Raw genomic sequence first — 17,096 nt, forward strand, 5'->3', positions numbered from 1 at the left:
GGCGTACGGCACGCCCCCGCTGGAGCGGCGGACCCTGCCACCGGAACCTGCCCGAAAGAGAAAGGTCCAGGTGGTTGCCGAGAAACGCTTGCGCTGGCACGCTCCGCAGTGAAGGATGATCGCCACGCCCTCAGGGCCCCGTAGCAGTTGCAGCGCCGCCGATCAGGCCGCGCGCCCCGGGATGCCCGTCAATACGGGGCGTGATCGTGTTGACCGTCAAACTTTTTGGTGAGACGCTGAAAGCCCCGCGCACCTTAGCTGTTTGGCATGTGAGAACGGCAGCAAGAACTCAAGAGTGCCAAGCACCGTGGGTGCGAATCCCTCACGACCCACACCGCTTCGGTCGGTCACTCAGTGTGGAGGACCATCCATCATGGCAAAGGCGCTTCTCGGTTACGTCGGCGGCTCCGACCCTCGACTCCTCGCCGAGATGCGACGGCTCCAGCAGCGCGTACAGGACCTGGAATCCGAGCTGGTACGGATCCAGGCGGAGAACGACGCGCTGACGGCTGCCGCTTCTCACGACAGTCTCATGGAGAGCATCGACGCACACCAGGCGGAGCCTGCGCTCACCTGATCGCTGCACTGCTCCACAACAGCACACGCGGCGGTTGGGCTGCCCGTATCAACCGCTAAGTTGTCAGAAGTTGCAAGGGACGCTTCGGCGTCCCTTCTTTCTTTCCCCCGCGAATACTTCCCCCGCGCATCCTTTCAGTCTCTTTAACGTCTGGTGTGCCCTGCGCGTTCATGGGCGAAACCGCGGGTTCATGGAGTGAGACATCCCCGGAAGGTAGAGTCCAGCGGCGTGCACCTCAAGGCCCTGACCCTCCGCGGGTTCAAGTCGTTCGCATCGGCGACCACACTCCGGTTCGAGCCGGGTATCACGTGTGTCGTCGGACCGAACGGCTCGGGCAAGTCCAATGTCGTGGACGCGCTCAGCTGGGTCATGGGCGAACAGGGCGCGAAGTCCCTGCGCGGCGGCAAGATGGAGGACGTCATCTTCGCCGGCACCACCGGGCGCCCGCCGCTCGGCCGCGCCGAGGTGTCGCTGACCATCGACAACTCCGACGGGGCACTGCCCATCGAGTACGCCGAGGTCACCATCACGCGGATCATGTTCCGCAACGGCGGCAGCGAGTACCAGATCAACGGCGACACATGTCGCCTCCTCGACATCCAGGAGCTGCTCTCCGACTCCGGCATCGGCCGCGAGATGCACGTCATCGTCGGCCAGGGCCAGCTCGACTCCGTGCTGCACGCCGACCCCATGGGCCGCCGCGCCTTCATCGAGGAGGCCGCCGGCGTCCTCAAGCACCGCAAGCGCAAAGAGAAGGCGCTGCGCAAGCTCGACGCGATGCAGGCCAACCTCGCGCGCGTGCAGGACCTCACCGACGAACTCCGGCGCCAGCTCAAGCCGCTCGGCCGCCAGGCGGCGGTCGCGCGCCGGGCCGCCGTCATCCAGGCCGACCTGCGCGACGCCCGCCTCCGCCTGCTCGCCGACGATCTCGTACGGCTGCGTGAGGCGCTCCAGACCGAGGTCGCCGACGAGGCCGCCCTGAAGGGACGCAAGGAAGCCGCCGAGCAGGAGCTGAAGAAGGCGCTCCAGCGCGAGGCGCTCCTGGAGGACGAGGTACGGCAGCTCACCCCGCGCCTCCAGCGCGCCCAGCAGAACTGGTACGAGCTCTCCCAGCTCGCCGAGCGGGTCCGCGGCACCGTCTCCCTCGCCGACGCGCGCGTGAAGAGCGCGACTTCCGCCCCGCCCGAGGAGCGGCGCGGCCGTGACCCCGAGGACATGGAGCGGGAGGCCGCGCGGATCCGTGAGCAGGAGGCCGAGCTGGAGGCGGCCTTGGAGGCGGCCGAGCACGCCCTGGAGGACACGGTCGCCCACCGCGCCGAGCTGGAGCGTGAACTCGCCCTCGAAGAACGGCGGCTGAAGGACGTCGCCCGCGCCATCGCCGACCGGCGCGAGGGTCTGGCCCGGCTGAACGGCCAGGTCAACGCGGCCCGTTCACGCGCCGCCTCCGCCCAGGCCGAGATCGACCGTCTCGCCTCCGCCCGCGACGAGGCCCAGGAACGGGCCGTCTCCGCACAGGAGGAGTACGAGTCCCTCAAGGCCGAGGTCGACGGCCTCGACGCGGGCGACGCGGAACTGGCGGAGCAGCACGACGCGGCGAGGGCGGCGCTGGCTGAGGCGGAGGCGGCGCTCACGGCGGCCCGCGAAGCGACCACGGCGGCGGAACGCAGACGCGCGGCGACCCAGGCCCGCCACGAGGCGTTGGCACTGGGCCTGCGCCGGAAGGACGGTACCGGCGCACTGCTGGACGCGAGAGACCGCCTGACGGGACTGCTCGGCCCGGCAGCAGAACTGCTGACGGTGACGTCAGGACACGAGGTCGCGTTGGCGGCGGCTTTCGGAGCGGCGGCGGACGCGGTGGCGGTCACCTCTCCCACCGCGGCGGCGGAGGCGATCCGCTTGCTGCGGAAGCAGGACGGGGGCAGGGCGTCACTTCTGCTGACAGGGGCGCCGGAGACATACCCCAGGAGCACGGCGGACGCCACACAACAGCACGCGGCAGATTTCGTCCGCGGCCCTTCCGAGCTGATGCCCGCCGTAAGACGTCTCCTCCACGGGATCGTCGTCGTAGACACCCTCGAAGACGCCGAGGACCTGATCTACACCCACCCCCACCTCACCGCCGTAACCGCAGAGGGCGACCTCCTCGGCGCCCACTTCGCCCACGGCGGGTCCGCAGGCGCCCCCAGCCTCCTCGAAGTACAGGCATCTGTGGACGAGGCAGCGGCCGAGCTGGACGTACTGGCCGTGCGGTGTGACGAACTCACGGCAGCGCAGCAAGAGGCAGGCGAGCGACGCAAAGAGACCGCCGCCCAGGTCGAGGAGCTGGCCGACCGCCGCCGCGCCGCAGACCGCGAGAAGTCGGCCGTGGCCCAGCAGCTGGGCCGGCTCGCCGGCCAGGCCCGAGGCGCCGCAGGAGAAGCGGAGCGCTCCGCCGCGGCCACCGCGCGAGCGCAGGACGCGCTGGACAAGGCCCTGGAAGAGGTCGAGGTTCTCGCCGAGCGCCTCGAAGTCGCCGAGGAGATGCCGGTCGAGGAGGAGCCCGACACTTCCGTCCGGGACCGCCTCGCCGCCGACGGCGCCAACGCCCGGCAGACCGAGATGGAGGCCCGCCTCCAGGTCCGTACGCACGAGGAACGGGTCAAGGGACTCGCGGGACGGGCCGACTCCCTCGACCGAGCCGCCCGCGCCGAACGAGAGACACGCGCGCGTGCCGAGCAGCGCCGGGCACGCCTGCGGCACGAGGCCGCCGTCGCGGAAGCCGTCGCGTCCGGCGCCCGGCAACTGCTCGCGCACGTGGAGGTCTCCCTCACCCGTGCCGATGCGGAGCGCACCGCAGCGGACGCGGCGAAGGCCCTGAGAGAGCGGGAGCTGACCGCCGCCCGGAACACCGGCCGCGACCTCAAGGCCGAACTCGACAAACTGACCGACTCCGTGCACCGCGGAGAGGTGCTCGGCGCCGAGAAGCGGATGCGGATCGAGCAGCTGGAGACCAAGGCGCTGGAGGAGCTCGGCGTGGAGCCCGCCGGGCTCGTCGAGGAGTACGGCCCCCATCAGCTCGTACCGCCCTCGCTGCCCGCCGAGGGCGAGGAGCTGCCGGAGGATCCCGAGCATCCGCGCAACCGGCCGAGGCCGTTCGTGCGCGGGGAGCAGGAGAAGCGGCTGAAGGCGGCCGAGCGGGCGTACCAGCAGCTCGGCAAGGTCAATCCGCTCGCGCTGGAGGAGTTCGCCGCACTGGAGGAGCGCCACAAGTTCCTCAGCGAGCAGCTGGAGGACCTGAGGAAGACCCGCGCCGATCTGCTCCAGGTCGTCAAGGAGGTCGACGAGCGGGTCGAGCAGGTCTTCACCGAGGCATACAGGGACACCGCCCGGGAGTTCGAGGGCGTCTTCAGCCGACTGTTCCCGGGTGGCGAGGGGCGCCTGGTGCTCACCGACCCCGACAACATGCTCACCACGGGTGTGGATGTCGAGGCGCGCCCGCCGGGCAAGAAGGTCAAGCGGCTGTCGCTGCTCTCGGGCGGCGAGCGCTCACTGACCGCCGTGGCGATGCTGGTGTCCATCTTCAAGGCGCGGCCCAGCCCGTTCTACGTGATGGACGAGGTCGAGGCGGCCCTCGACGACACCAACCTCCAGCGGCTGATCCGCATCATGCAGGAGCTCCAGGAAGCCTCCCAGCTGATCGTGATCACCCATCAGAAGCGCACGATGGAGGTCGCCGATGCGCTGTACGGCGTCTCCATGCAGGGCGACGGTGTGTCGAAGGTCATCAGCCAACGCCTTCGCTGAGTACAGGGACTACATCTTCAAGTCTTGAACACAAAGACTCCTCAATTCTCCTGCCATGCCTCAAAACTCACAGCCGATGAACTATTGACTTCGAAACTTGAAGGCATAGGGTCTGCAACGTTGCTTTCATCTTCAGGAGTACGACGTGACCAGCACAGCGCAGGCGCCCCAGTCAGGAGCGAAGGCGACGCACCCCGAACACCTCGGGCACGTCGTCTTCATCACCGCGGCGGCGGCCATGGGTGGCTTCCTCTTCGGCTATGACAGCTCCGTCATCAACGGGGCCAACGGCGGTATCCAGGACCGGTTCGACCTCAGCTCCGGCGTCACCGGTACCGTCGCCGCCAGCGCCCTGCTCGGCAGCGCCCTCGGCGCGGCGATCGCCGGCCGGATCGCGGACCGGATCGGCCGTATCCGGGTCATGCAGATCGCGGCGGTGCTGTTCGCCGTGTCGGCCGTCGGCTCCGCGCTTCCGTTCGCCGCCTGGGACCTCGCCGCCTGGCGTGTCCTCGGCGGTATAGCCATCGGTATGGCCTCGGTCATCGGCCCCGCCTACATCGCGGAGGTGGCCCCGCCGGCCTACCGGGGCAGGCTCGCCTCGTTCCAGCAGGCCGCCATCGTCATCGGCATCGCCGTCTCGCAGCTCGTGAACTGGGCCATCCTCAACATGGCCGACGGTGCGGAGCGCGGCGAGATCGCGGGCCTGGAGTCCTGGCAGTGGATGCTGGGCGTGATGGTCGTACCGGCCCTCGTCTACGGCCTGCTGTCCTTCGCCATCCCGGAGTCCCCGCGCTATCTGATCAGCGCCGGCCGCCTCGACGACGCCAAGAAGGTGCTCGCCGACGTCGAGGGCGACATCGACCTCGACGCCCGGGTCGCCGAGATCGACCAGGCCATGCGCAGCGACCACAAGTCGACGTTCCGGGACCTGCTCGGCGGGAAGTCCGGCCTGCTGCCGATCGTCTGGATCGGTATCGGCCTCTCCGTCTTCCAGCAGCTGGTCGGCATCAACGTCATCTTCTACTACTCGAACCTGCTGTGGCAGTCCGTCGGCGTCGACCCGTCGAGCTCGTTCTTCTACTCGTTCGAGACCTCGATCATCAACATCATCGGCACCGTGATCGCGATGATCTTCGTCGACCGCCTCGGCCGCAAGCCGCTCGCCCTGATCGGCTCGGTGGGCATGGGCATCTCGCTGGCGGCCGCCGCCTGGGCCTTCTCCTACCAGAACGGCAACGACCCGCTGCCGACCGCGCAGGGTGCCGTGGCGCTGATCGCCGCCAACGCCTTCGTGCTCTTCTTCGCCCTGTCCTGGGGTGTCGTGGTCTGGGTCATGCTCGGTGAGGTCTTCCCGAACAAGATCCGCGCCGCCGCCCTCGGAGTGGCCGCCTCGGCCCAGTGGATCGCCAACTGGGTCATCACGATCACCTTCCCGGACCTGGCCGAGTGGAACCTCTCGCTCACCTACGTCATGTACGCGGTGTTCGCCTTCCTCTCCATCCCCTTCATCCTCAAGTTCGTGCCCGAGACCAAGGGCAAGAAGCTGGAGGACATGGGCTGACGCTCCGCAGGGAGCCCCCCGGACGCGGGGAGAAGGGCCACATCCCCGCTGCCCCTCTCCTCGTACTTGTAGGACACGTACTGCCTCGGCTCGGTCAGGAGAGCCGGGGCAGTACGTCTTCGCACAGCAGCCGCAGACTGCGCCAGCCCTCCTCGACCGGCATCCCGCCGCACAGCGGATGCAGCACCAGGTTGTCCAGGCCCAGGGCCACGCACTGCCCGGGCGTCACCACCCGGTACACGCCCTCCGCGCGCAGCTCCTCGACCGTGCCCGCCGCCGACCGGACCGCCGAGCGGATGTCGCCCGACTGCCAGGAGGCGTACGTCCGCGCCTCGTGCAGGAAGTGCTCGCCGTACCGCGCCCAGGTCCGGTCCGGGTCCTCGGCGATGTGCAGCAGCGGAGTCTCGGCGGCCGGCATCATCGTCCAGCCCTCGGTGCCGTACTCGATGAGCCGCTCCTTGTAGTACGCCTCCAGCTCCGGCAGATGCGCGCTGGGGAAGAACGGCAGGCCCAGGCGGGCGGCCCGGCGTGCGGCGGCCTTCGAGGAGCCGCCGACCAGCAGCAGCGGGTGCGGTTCGGTGAAGGGGCGCGGGGTGACCCGTACGGTCCGGCCGCGGTACTCGAACGGCTCGCCGGTCCAGGCGTTCAGCAGGGTCTCCAGCAGTTCGTCCTGGAGTCTGCCGCGCCGCTTCCAGTCCACGTCGAAGAGGGCGTACTCCTCGGGGCGGTACCCGATCCCGGCGACCGTCACCAGACGGCCGGCGCCGAGCAGGTCCAGTACGGCGATGTCCTCGGCGAGACGCAGCGGGTCGTGCAGCGGGCCGATGATCGCCGAGACCGTGACCGCGAGGCGCTTCGTCGCGCCGAAGACCGCCGCGGCCAAGGCGAACGGCGACGGCAGCCAGTTGTTGTCGACGCCGTGGTGCTCCTCGGTCTGGACCGTGGTGACGCCGTGCTCGTCGGCGTACCCGGCCATCTCCAGGGCGGTGCGGTAGCGCGCGGCGAGCGAGGCGGGGGTGGCGCCGGGCTCGACGAGATTGAAGCGGACGACCGTGACGGGCATGGGGTCCCCCTTCACCGGGCGGGTGGGGGAGGAGATTAGCTGACGGTGTGTCAGACATCCAGAGGGGTGTCCCCGTACTCCATGGCCGATACTGGACGGGTTATGGACATCGTCATCCTTGCTGTAGTCATCGCCGTGGTCGTGCTCGGTGCGCTCGGCGGGCTCGTCGTCGGCAGCCGGCGCAAGAAGCAGCTGCCCCCGCCGCCCCCCGCAGCGCCCGACCTCACCGCCCCTCCGGCCGAGCCGCACGTCGGCGACGAGGCCGAGACCCCGCGCGACGAACCGCGCCGGACGATAGAGGAGGTGGACCTGCCCGACGGCTCGGCCCCGGCCGCCGTCGAGGAACCGCCCGTAGTCGAAGAGCTCCCGCCGGCCGAGATCGAGGTCCCGGAGCCCACCGCGGGCCGTCTGGTCCGGCTCCGCGCCCGTCTCTCCCGCTCCCAGAACGCCCTCGGAAAGGGCCTGCTCACGCTGCTCTCGCGCGAGCACCTGGACGACGACACCTGGGAGGAGATCGAGGACACGCTGCTCACCGCCGACGTCGGTGTGCTGCCCACCCAGGAGCTGGTCGAGGGCCTGCGCGAGCGGGTCAAGGTGCTCGGCACCCGGACCCCCGCGGAGCTGCGCGGCCTGCTGCGCGAGGAGCTGCTCAAGCTGGTCGGCACCGACCTGGACCGGACCGTGAAGACCGAGCCGGAGGACCGCAAGCCCGGCATCGTGATGGTCGTCGGCGTCAACGGCACCGGCAAGACCACCACCACCGGCAAGCTGGCCCGGGTCCTGGTCGCCGACGGCAACACCGTCGTCCTGGGTGCCGCCGACACCTTCCGGGCCGCCGCCGCCGACCAGCTCCAGACCTGGGGCGAGCGGGTCGGCGCCCACACCGTGCGCGGTCCGGAGGCCGGTGACCCCGCCTCCGTCGCCTTCGACGCGGTGAAGGAGGGCAAGGAGATGGACTGCGACGTCGTCCTCATCGACACCGCGGGCCGGCTGCACACCAAGACCGGGCTAATGGACGAGCTCGGCAAGGTCAAGCGGGTCGTGGAGAAGCACGCGCCGCTCGACGAGGTGCTCCTGGTCCTGGACGCGACGACCGGACAGAACGGTCTCGTGCAGGCCCGGGTGTTCGCCGAGGTCGTGGACATCACCGGCATCGTGCTGACCAAGCTGGACGGTACGGCCAAGGGCGGCATCGTGATCGCCGTGCAGCGCGAGCTGGGCGTGCCGGTCAAGCTGATCGGTCTGGGCGAGGGCCCGGACGATCTGGCGCCGTTCGAGCCGGAGGCGTTCGTGGATGCGCTTATCGGAGAGTGACAACCGCTGTCGCGAAGAAGCGCCCGCCCCAAGGTCCAGTTGGTGGCGGGCGCTTTGTCGTGTGCCGCGCTACGCGCGGGAGCGGTGCGCCACGTACGCCAGCGTCCCCAGGAGCAGTCGCGCGGCGGGCGGCTTCGTCGCCGAGTCCAGGGCGGGGGAGCGCAGCCAGCGCACCGGGCCGAGGCCGCCGCGGTCGGACGGCGGGGCCGTGATGTGCGTGCCGGGGCCCAGGCCCCGCAGGTCCAGGGAGGTCGGGTCGTCCCAGCCCATGCGGTAGAGCAGTTCGGGGAGTTCGGCGGCGGCGCCGGGGGCGACGAAGAAGTGCGCGCGGCCGTCGGGTGTGGCGGTGACCGGGCCGACCGGCAGGCCCATCCGCTCCAGCCGGGCCAGCGCGCGGCGCCCGGCCGGTTCGGCCACCTCGATCACGTCGAACGCCCGGCCGACCGCCAGCATCATCGCGGCGCCGGGGAACTCCGCCCAGGTGCGGGTCGCCTCGTCCAGGGTGGCGCCGGCCGGGACCTGGGAGGCGAAGTCCAGGGGGTGCGCGCCGGGTTCACGGCAGTCCGCCCGGCCGCAGGAGCAGGCGCCTGCCGCCGCCCGTGCGCCCGGCACCACGTCCCAGCCCCACAGTCCGGTGAACTCGGCGACGGCGGTGCACTCCGACGGACGGCCGCGTCGGCGCGTGCCGGAACGGATCTCGCGGATGCCGGCGATCGTGAAGCCCATGCCCCCTCCAACGGGCCCGGCGCGTCGGTGGTTACGACGCGGATTCGGATCGTGACCCTCTGTGTCCACCCTGGGTGTTCCGGCGCCCGGCTCCACGCACTCCGGACGGCGCTCGGAAGCGCCCCGGGTGGTGCGCCCGGCGGTGCGCGCCCCTGGGTGCATCGCTCCGCCCACTCCCGGTGGTCCTATGTCAAGTGAATCGTGCGGAGGCGACCGTGAGTTCATTCGAAGGGGTGGCGAATGGTGGCGTTTCCGGGATCGCCATGGCTGGACGGGTGATCGTAGGATTACTTTGAGTGCACGAGTCCTGGGGGCAATTGCACTTGTGGGTATGCCGGAGGCAACTCGGCTTTCCGTTCGAAGGGTGAGAACTTCCGGACGGGCGGCCGTATTTACCGGCATTCTGATAGGGCTTGGCGCACTCGGTGACAAGTGGTCCAAGGGATGGGGGCTTCCAGTGAGCGGCACCAGCGGAAGCGACACGAACGCTCTGAACGCTGACAAGCGCCCGAACGAGCTGCTCACGTCCTGGTTCGTGCGCAGCGGCTGGTCGAAGGGCGAACTCGCCCGCCAAGTCAACCGCCGGGCCCGTCAGTTGGGTGCCAACCACATCTCCACCGACACCTCCCGGGTACGCCGCTGGCTGGACGGCGAGAACCCGCGCGAGCCGATCCCGCGGATCCTGTCCGAGCTGTTCTCCGAACGGTTCGGCTGTGTCGTCTCCGTCGAGGACCTCGGCCTGCGCGCCGCCCGTCAGTCACCGTCGGTGTCCGGAGTGGACCTCCCCTGGACGGGCCCGCAGACCGTGGCCCTGCTCAGCGAGTTCTCGCGCAGCGACCTGATGCTGGCGCGGCGCGGCTTCCTCGGGACGTCGCTGAGCCTGTCCGCGGGCCCGTCCCTCATCGAGCCGATGCAGCGCTGGCTGGTCCCCTCCCCGACCGCCCCGCGCGGCGAGCCCGAACCCCCCGCCCAACTCCGCCGCGGCCGGCTCTCCAAGCCCGAACTGGAGCTGCTGGAGTCCACCACCGTGATGTTCCGGCAGTGGGACGCCCAGTGCGGCGGCGGCCTGCGCCGCAAGGCCGTCGTCGGCCAACTGCACGAGGTGACCGACCTCCTCCAGGAACCCCAGCCCGAGTCGACCACCCGCATCCTCTTCAAGGTCGCCGCCGAACTCGCCGAACTGGCCGGCTGGATGTCCTACGACGTCGGCCTCCAGCCCACGGCCCAGAAGTACTTCGTGCTCGCCCTGCACGCCGCGAAGGAGGCCGGCGACCGCCCCCTCGGCTCCTACGTCCTGTCCAGCATGAGCCGCCAGATGATCCACCTCGGCCGCCCCGACGACGCCCTCGAACTGGTCCACCTCGCCCAGTACGGCAGCCGGGACTGCGCGAGCCCGCGCACCCAGTCGATGCTGTATGCGATGGAGGCCCGCGCGTACGCCAACATGGGCCAGCCCGGCAAGTGCAAGAGGGCCGTACGGATGGCCGAGGACACCTTCGCCGAGGCCGAGGAGTGGGACGAGCCCGACCCCGACTGGATCCGCTTCTTCTCCGAGGCCGAGCTGTACGGCGAGAACTCCCACTCCTACCGCGACCTCGCCTATGTCGCGGGCCGTAGCCCGACCTACGCCTCGCTGGCCGAGCCGCTGATGCAGCGGGCCGTCGACCTCTTCGCCAAGGACAGCGAGCACCAGCGCTCCTACGCGCTGAACCTCATCGGTATGGCCACGGTCCATCTCCTCAGGCGCGAGCCGGAGCGCAGCGCGCAGTACGCCACCGACGCCATGCAGATCGCCAAGAAGGTGCGCTCCGAGCGCGTCAACACCCGGATCCGCAAGACGGTCGACACGGCCGTACGCGATTTCGGTGATCTGCACGAGGTCGTGGACCTCACCGACCGGCTCGCCATCGAGCTGCCCGAGACCGCCGAGGCGGTCTGAGAAACCGCGATCCCGCTCGAGCCCCGGCCGCGGGCCGGCCCTCCCGAACTGCCCGACTCGGCTCCCCCATGCCAGGTCATCGGAAGGCCGCCCGCGGTCGGCCCATACCTTCTTCCGAAGGTTGCGCCACGATAACGATCGACGGACCCTTAATCCGGCAGTTCATCGAGGCGTAACACCCAAGGCGCCTTCGTCACGGCGGCGAAACAACGAGGGGCTTCCACCGAAACCGCGCTGCGCCAATCTCATGGCGCATAACCGGCCCACCCCTCAATCCGCTCAAGGCTCTGCCCGCACGGGGCCGTACCAACGACGAGGAGACGCCGATGGCACCAGCCATCACGCTTGCCGCAGAGACGGAGCTCTCTGCCGCCAACACAGGCTTCATGCTCATCTGCTCCGCCCTGGTGATGCTCATGACCCCGGGCCTGGCCTTCTTCTACGGAGGCATGGTCCGCGTCAAAAGCACCCTGAACATGCTGATGATGAGCTTCATCAGCCTGGGGATCATCACCATCCTGTGGGTGCTCTTCGGATTCTCCCTCGCCTTCGGTGACTCGCACGGCGGGCTCATCGGCTGGACGTCCGACTACGTCGGACTCAGCGGCGTCGGCAACGCCGAACTGTGGGACATCTACAACATCCCCATCTATGTCTTCGCCGTCTTCCAGCTGATGTTCGCGATCATCACCCCCGCCCTGATAAGCGGTGCGCTCGCGGACCGCGTGAAGTTCAGCGCCTGGGCGCTGTTCATCACCCTCTGGGCCGTCATCGTCTACTTCCCGGTCGCGCACTGGGTCTGGGCGCCGTCCGGCGGCTGGGCCTTCGACCTCGGCGTCATCGACTTCGCCGGTGGTACGGCCGTCCACATCAACGCCGGTGCCGCGGCCCTCGGCGTGATCCTGGTCATCGGCAAGCGGGTCGGCTTCAAGAAGGACCCGATGCGCCCGCACAGCCTCCCGCTGGTCATGCTCGGCGCCGGTCTGCTGTGGTTCGGCTGGTTCGGCTTCAACGCCGGCTCGTGGCTCGGCAACGACGACGGCGTCGGCGCGCTGATGTTCGTCAACACTCAGGTCGCCACCGCCGCCGCCATGCTGTCCTGGCTCCTCTACGAGAAGATCCGCCACGGCGCCTTCACCACGCTGGGCGCCGCCTCCGGCGCGGTCGCCGGTCTGGTCGCCATCACCCCGTCCGGCGGCGCGGTCTCCCCGGTCGGCGCGATCGCGGTCGGCGCCATCGCCGGTCTGCTCTGCGCCATGGCGGTCGGCCTGAAGTACAAGCTCGGCTACGACGACTCGCTCGACGTCGTCGGCGTGCACCTGGTCGGCGGCATCGTCGGCTCCCTGCTGGTCGGCTTCTTCGCCAGCGGCAAGGGCCAGTCCGAGGTCGAGGGCCTCTTCTACGGCGGCGGCCTGACCCAGTTCTGGAAGCAGTGCGCCGGTGTCGGTGCCGTCCTCGCCTACTCCCTGGTCGTCTCCGCGCTGCTCGCCTTCGTCCTCGACAAGACCATCGGCATGCGGGTCTCCGAGGACGACGAGGTGGCCGGCATCGACCAGGCCGAGCACGCCGAGACCGCATACGACTTCAGCGGTGCCGGCGGCGGTGCCGCCCGGACCACCGCCCCGGCCCCGGCCGCCGACACGGCGAGCAAGAAGGTGGACGCATGAAGCTCATCACCGCCGTCGTCAAGCCGCACCGGCTCGACGAGATCAAGGAAGCCCTCCAGGCCTTCGGAGTACACGGCCTGACGGTCACCGAGGCCAGCGGCTACGGTCGTCAGCGGGGCCACACCGAGGTCTACCGCGGTGCCGAGTACACCGTCGACCTGGTCCCGAAGATCCGCATCGAGGTCCTCGCCGAGGACGACGACGCCGAGCAGCTGATCGACGTCATCGTCAAGGCGGCCCGCACCGGCAAGATCGGTGACGGCAAGGTCTGGTCCCTGCCGGTCGAGACGGCCGTACGGGTCCGCACCGGCGAGCGCGGGCCCGACGCGCTCTGAACCGCAGGAAGTGAAGACAGGAGTCGCTGGGTGACGAGTACGGACGTGCGGAAAGAAGCAGATGACTCGGGACCCAGCGGCTACGCGGCGGCCCGGCTGCGCCTCCTCACCGAGGGGGCGCGGTCCGGGCCGCCGCGCCGTACCGCCCTCGCGGAACTCACCGACGACTGGCTCACCGGACTGTTCGCGGCCGGGGCCGAGGGCCTGCGCGGCATCTCCCTGATCGCGGTCGGCGGCTACGGCCGTGGCGAGCTGTCCCCACGCAGCGACCTGGACCTGCTCCTGCTGCACGACGGCTCCGACGCGGACGCCGTCGCCGCCCTGGCCGACCGGATCTGGTACCCCGTCTGGGACCTGGGCCTCGACCTGGACCACTCGGTGCGTACGCCCGCCGAGGCCCGCAAGACCGCCGGGGAGGACCTGAAGGTCCAGCTCGGCCTCCTCGACGCCCGCCACATCGCGGGCGACCTCGGACTGACCGCCGGACTGCGCACCGCCGTCCTCGCCGACTGGCGCAACCAGGCACCCAAACGGCTCCCCGAGCTCCAGGAACTCTCCGCCGAGCGCGCCGAGCGCCAGGGCGAGCTGCAGTACCTCCTCGAACCCGATCTCAAGGAGGCCCGCGGCGGACTCAGGGACGCCACGATCCTGCGCGCCGTCGCCGCCTCCTGGCTGGCCGACGCCCCGCGCGAGGGTCTCGACGACGCCCGGCGCCGGCTGCTCGACGTACGCGACGCCCTGCATCTGGCCACGGGGCGTGCGACCGACCGGCTCGCGCTCCAGGAACAGGACCAGGTCGCCGCCGAGCTGGGACTCCTGGACGCCGACACCCTGCTGCGGCAGGTGTACGAGTCGGCACGGGTCATCTCGTACGCCAGTGATGTCACCTGGCGTGAAGTGGGGCGCGTGCTGCGTTCGCGCGCCGTGCGGCCGAGGCTGCGCGCCATGCTGGGCGGCGGCGCGAAGCCGACCGCCGAGCGCTCCCCGCTCGCCGAGGGCGTCGTGGAACAGGAGGGCGAGGTGGTGCTCGCCCGTGCCGCGCGCCCCGAACGCGACCCCGTGCTCCCCCTGCGCGCCGCGGCCGCCGCGGCCCAGGCCGGCCTCCCGCTCTCCCTGCACGCCGTACGGCGCCTGGCCGCCACCACACGCCCGCTGTCCAGCCCCTGGCCCGCCGAGGCCCGCGAGCAGCTCGTCACCCTGCTCGGCTCCGGCCGCCCGACCATCGAGGTCTGGGAGGCGCTGGAGGCCGAGGGCCTGATCACGCGCCTCCTGCCCGACTGGGAGCGGGTCCGCTGCCGCCCCCAGCGCAACGCCGTGCACATCTGGACCGTCGACCGGCACCTCATCGAGACGGCCGTGCGCGCCTCCGAATTCACCCGGCGCGTCCACCGCCCCGACCTGCTCCTGGTCGCGGCCCTGCTGCACGACATCGGCAAGGGCTGGCCCGGCGACCACTCGGTGGCCGGCGAGATCATCGCCCGCGACGTCGCCGCACGGATCGGCTTCGACCGCGACGACGTGGCGGTCCTGTCCACCCTCGTACGGCATCATCTGCTGCTCGTCGACACCGCCACCCGGCGTGACCTGGAGGACCCGGCCACGGTCCGGTCGGTCGCCGACGCGGTCGGCACCCAGGGCACCCTGGAGCTGCTGCACGCGCTGACGGAGGCAGACGCGCTGGCCACCGGGCCCGCCGCCTGGTCGTCCTGGCGCGGTTCACTCGTCGCCGACCTGGTCAAACGCGTCTCGGCGGTGCTCGCCGGGGACGCCCCGCAGGAGCCGGAGGCCGCCGCGCCGACCGCCGAGCAGGAGCGGCTCGCCATCGAGTCGGTCGCGACGGGCAGCCCGGTGCTGGCACTGCGCGCGCAGACCGAGCCACCGACGGACGACCAGCCCACCGGTGACCCGGAGCCCCTCGGTGTGGAGCTGCTCATCGCGGTGCCGGACCAGCCCGGCGTGCTGCCCGCGGTGGCCGGAGTCCTCGCCATGCACCGTCTGACCGTCCGCACCGCCGAGCTGCGCGCCGTGGACCTCCCCGACGGCGTCGAGGGCTCGGTCCTGCTGCTGAACTGGCGGGTCGCCGCCGAGTACGGCTCCCTGCCCCAGGCCGCCCGGCTCCGCGCCGACCTGGTCCGCGCCCTGGACGGCACCCTCGACATCGCGGGCCGCCTGGCCGAGCGGGACGCGGCCTACCCGCGCCGCCGCGGCGTCCTGGCCCCGCCCGCCCGCGTGACCGTCCACCCGGCCGCCTCGCGCCTCGCCACGGTCATCGAGGTCCGCGCCCAGGACGCCCCCGGCCTGCTGTTCCGCATCGGCAGGGCGCTGGAGGACGCACGGGTACGGGTGCGGAGCGCACACGTGAGCACCCTGGGCGCGAACGCGGTGGACGCGTTCTACGTCACAGGCCCCGAGGGCGCCCCGCTGCCCCGCGAGGAGGCGGCTTCGGTGGCCCGGAAACTGGAGGAGACACTGAGGGACTGAACGGGGATCCCGGTGACTCCCGCCGCCGGGATACCCTGGAGGGCGATTCCCAGCTGCCACCGACCCCGAGGACCGCGAGCGCCGTGTTCGATACTCTCTCCGATCGCCTCTCAGCGACTTTCAAGAACCTGCGCGGCAAGGGACGGCTCTCCGAGGCGGACATCGACGCCACCGCGCGCGAGATCCGCATCGCACTCCTCGAAGCCGACGTGGCGCTGCCGGTCGTGCGGACGTTCATCAAGAGCGTCAAGGAGCGCTCGCTCGGTGCCGAGGTCTCCAAGGCGCTGAACCCCGCCCAGCAGGTGTTGAAGATCGTCAACGAGGAACTCGTGACGATCCTGGGCGGCGAGACCCGACGCCTCCGCTTCGCCAAGCAGCCGCCCACCGTGATCATGCTGGCCGGTCTCCAGGGTGCCGGTAAGACCACCCTCGCGGGAAAGCTCGGCCGGTGGCTGAAGGAGCAGGGCCACTCCCCGCTGCTGGTCGCCTGTGACCTCCAGCGGCCGAACGCCGTGAACCAGCTCAGCGTCGTCGCCGAGCGCGCCGAGGTCGCGGTCTACGCGCCGGAGCCGGGCAACGGCGTCGGTGACCCGGTCAAGGTCGCCAAGGACTCCATCGAGTTCGCGAAGTCCCGGGTCCACGACATCGTCATCGTCGACACCGCCGGCCGCCTGGGTATCGACCAGGAGATGATGCAGCAGGCCGCGGACATTCGGGACGCGGTCAGCCCCGACGAGATCCTCTTCGTCGTCGACGCCATGATCGGTCAGGACGCGGTCAACACCGCCGAGTCCTTCCGCGACGGCGTCGGCTTCGACGGCGTGGTGCTCTCCAAGCTGGACGGCGACGCCCGCGGTGGTGCCGCGCTGTCGATCCGCCAGGTCACCGGCAAGCCGATCATGTTCGCCTCGAACGGCGAGAAGCTCGACGACTTCGACGCCTTCCACCCGGACCGGATGGCCTCCCGCATCCTCGACATGGGTGACCTGCTCACCCTGATCGAGCAGGCGGAGAAGACCTTCGACCAGGCCGAAGCCCAGAAGATGGCGGAGAAGCTGGCCTCCAAGAAGGGCCAGGACTTCACCCTCGACGACTTCCTGTCCCAGATGGAGCAGGTCAGGAAGATGGGCAGCATCAGCAAGCTGCTCGGCATGCTTCCCGGCATGGGCCAGATCAAGGACCAGATCAACAGCCTCGACGAGCGGGACGTCGACCGCACCGCCGCGATCATCAAGTCGATGACCCCGGCCGAGCGTCAGGAACCGACGATCATCAACGGCTCGCGCCGTGCCCGTATCGCCAAGGGTTCCGGTGTCGAGGTCAGCGCGGTGAAGAACCTCGTCGAGCGGTTCTTCGAGGCCCGCAAGATGATGTCCCGCATGGCCCAGGGCGGCGGTATGCCGGGCATGCCGGGGATGCCGGGCATGGGTGGCGGCGCCGGCCGTACCAAGAAGCAGCCGAAGAAGGCCAAGGGCAAGCAGCGCTCGGGCAACCCGATGAAGCGCAAGCAGCAGGAGCAGGAGGAGGCCGCCCGGCGCGCGGCCGCGGCTCAGGGCGGCGCCTTCGGCGTCCCCGGCCAGCAGGCTCCGCAGGACTTCGAGCTCCCGGACGAGTTCAAGAAGTTCATGGGCTGAGACCCGGTTCGGACAC

11 protein-coding genes are annotated in these 17,096 nt (G+C 70.4%); 9 read left to right on the forward strand and 2 right to left on the reverse strand.

All coding sequences use genetic code 11. From position 1 onward, the window contains the following. Positions 1 to 373 precede the first annotated feature (373 nt). The 3 genes from STRCI_RS28820 (at position 374) to STRCI_RS28830 (ending at position 5,921) form a co-directional block, all read left to right on the forward strand. Positions 374 to 577, forward strand: coding sequence for a hypothetical protein (locus STRCI_RS28820; protein WP_009327638.1), 204 nt, complete (start codon positions 374 to 376; stop codon positions 575 to 577). 228 nt (positions 578 to 805) lie between these two features. Continuing rightward, positions 806 to 4,360, forward strand: a complete 3,555-nt coding sequence (smc, locus tag STRCI_RS28825) for a chromosome segregation protein SMC (RefSeq protein ID WP_269661872.1) — start codon at positions 806 to 808, stop codon at positions 4,358 to 4,360. A 145-nt stretch (positions 4,361 to 4,505) separates the two neighbouring features. Beyond that, complete coding sequence (locus tag STRCI_RS28830) at positions 4,506 to 5,921, forward strand: sugar porter family MFS transporter (protein WP_269661873.1); 1,416 nt, start codon at positions 4,506 to 4,508, stop codon at positions 5,919 to 5,921. A gap of 94 nt (positions 5,922 to 6,015) precedes the next feature. Here the strand turns inward: STRCI_RS28830 and STRCI_RS28835 are convergent, their stop codons facing one another. Further along, entirely contained in the window at positions 6,016 to 6,984 is a 969-nt protein-coding gene (locus tag STRCI_RS28835; protein WP_269661874.1) for an LLM class flavin-dependent oxidoreductase, read from the reverse strand. 102 nt (positions 6,985 to 7,086) lie between these two features. On the opposite strand from STRCI_RS28835, the gene ftsY reads away from it, so the two are divergent. Next, entirely contained in the window at positions 7,087 to 8,298 is a 1,212-nt protein-coding gene (gene ftsY / locus STRCI_RS28840) for a signal recognition particle-docking protein FtsY (RefSeq protein WP_015657580.1), read from the forward strand. A 69-nt stretch (positions 8,299 to 8,367) separates the two neighbouring features. Here the strand turns inward: ftsY and STRCI_RS28845 are convergent, their stop codons facing one another. Next, positions 8,368 to 9,024 (reverse strand): bifunctional DNA primase/polymerase, encoded by a 657-nt coding sequence (locus tag STRCI_RS28845; RefSeq protein ID WP_269661875.1) that lies wholly within the window; start codon positions 9,022 to 9,024, stop codon positions 8,368 to 8,370. A 457-nt stretch (positions 9,025 to 9,481) separates the two neighbouring features. On the opposite strand from STRCI_RS28845, the gene nsdA reads away from it, so the two are divergent. The 5 genes from nsdA to ffh all read left to right on the forward strand — a co-directional run bounded on the left by nsdA (position 9,482) and on the right by ffh (position 17,080). Beyond that, entirely contained in the window at positions 9,482 to 10,963 is a 1,482-nt protein-coding gene (gene nsdA, locus STRCI_RS28850) for a transcriptional repressor NsdA (protein WP_269661876.1), read from the forward strand. Positions 10,964 to 11,289: 326 nt separating this feature from the next. Then, a complete protein-coding gene (locus STRCI_RS28855) occupies positions 11,290 to 12,630 on the forward strand; it encodes an ammonium transporter (protein WP_269661877.1) in 1,341 nt (446 codons plus the stop codon). Next, positions 12,627 to 12,965 carry a P-II family nitrogen regulator gene (locus tag STRCI_RS28860; RefSeq protein ID WP_003997576.1) on the forward strand — a complete coding sequence of 113 codons (339 nt, stop codon included), beginning with the start codon at positions 12,627 to 12,629 and terminating at the stop codon, positions 12,963 to 12,965. The genes STRCI_RS28855 and STRCI_RS28860 overlap by 4 nt, the downstream gene beginning before the upstream one ends. Before the next feature lie 30 nt (positions 12,966 to 12,995). After that, positions 12,996 to 15,446, forward strand: a complete 2,451-nt coding sequence (locus STRCI_RS28865) for a [protein-PII] uridylyltransferase (RefSeq protein WP_269661878.1) — start codon at positions 12,996 to 12,998, stop codon at positions 15,444 to 15,446. An 83-nt stretch (positions 15,447 to 15,529) separates the two neighbouring features. Continuing rightward, the gene (gene ffh, locus STRCI_RS28870; protein WP_269661879.1) at positions 15,530 to 17,080 is read left to right on the forward strand and encodes a signal recognition particle protein; all 1,551 of its coding nucleotides are present in this window, start codon (positions 15,530 to 15,532) and stop codon (positions 17,078 to 17,080) included. Positions 17,081 to 17,096: the final 16 nt, after the last annotated feature.

The sequence above is a fragment of the Streptomyces cinnabarinus genome (assembly GCF_027270315.1).
Classification (GTDB): domain Bacteria; phylum Actinomycetota; class Actinomycetes; order Streptomycetales; family Streptomycetaceae; genus Streptomyces; species Streptomyces cinnabarinus.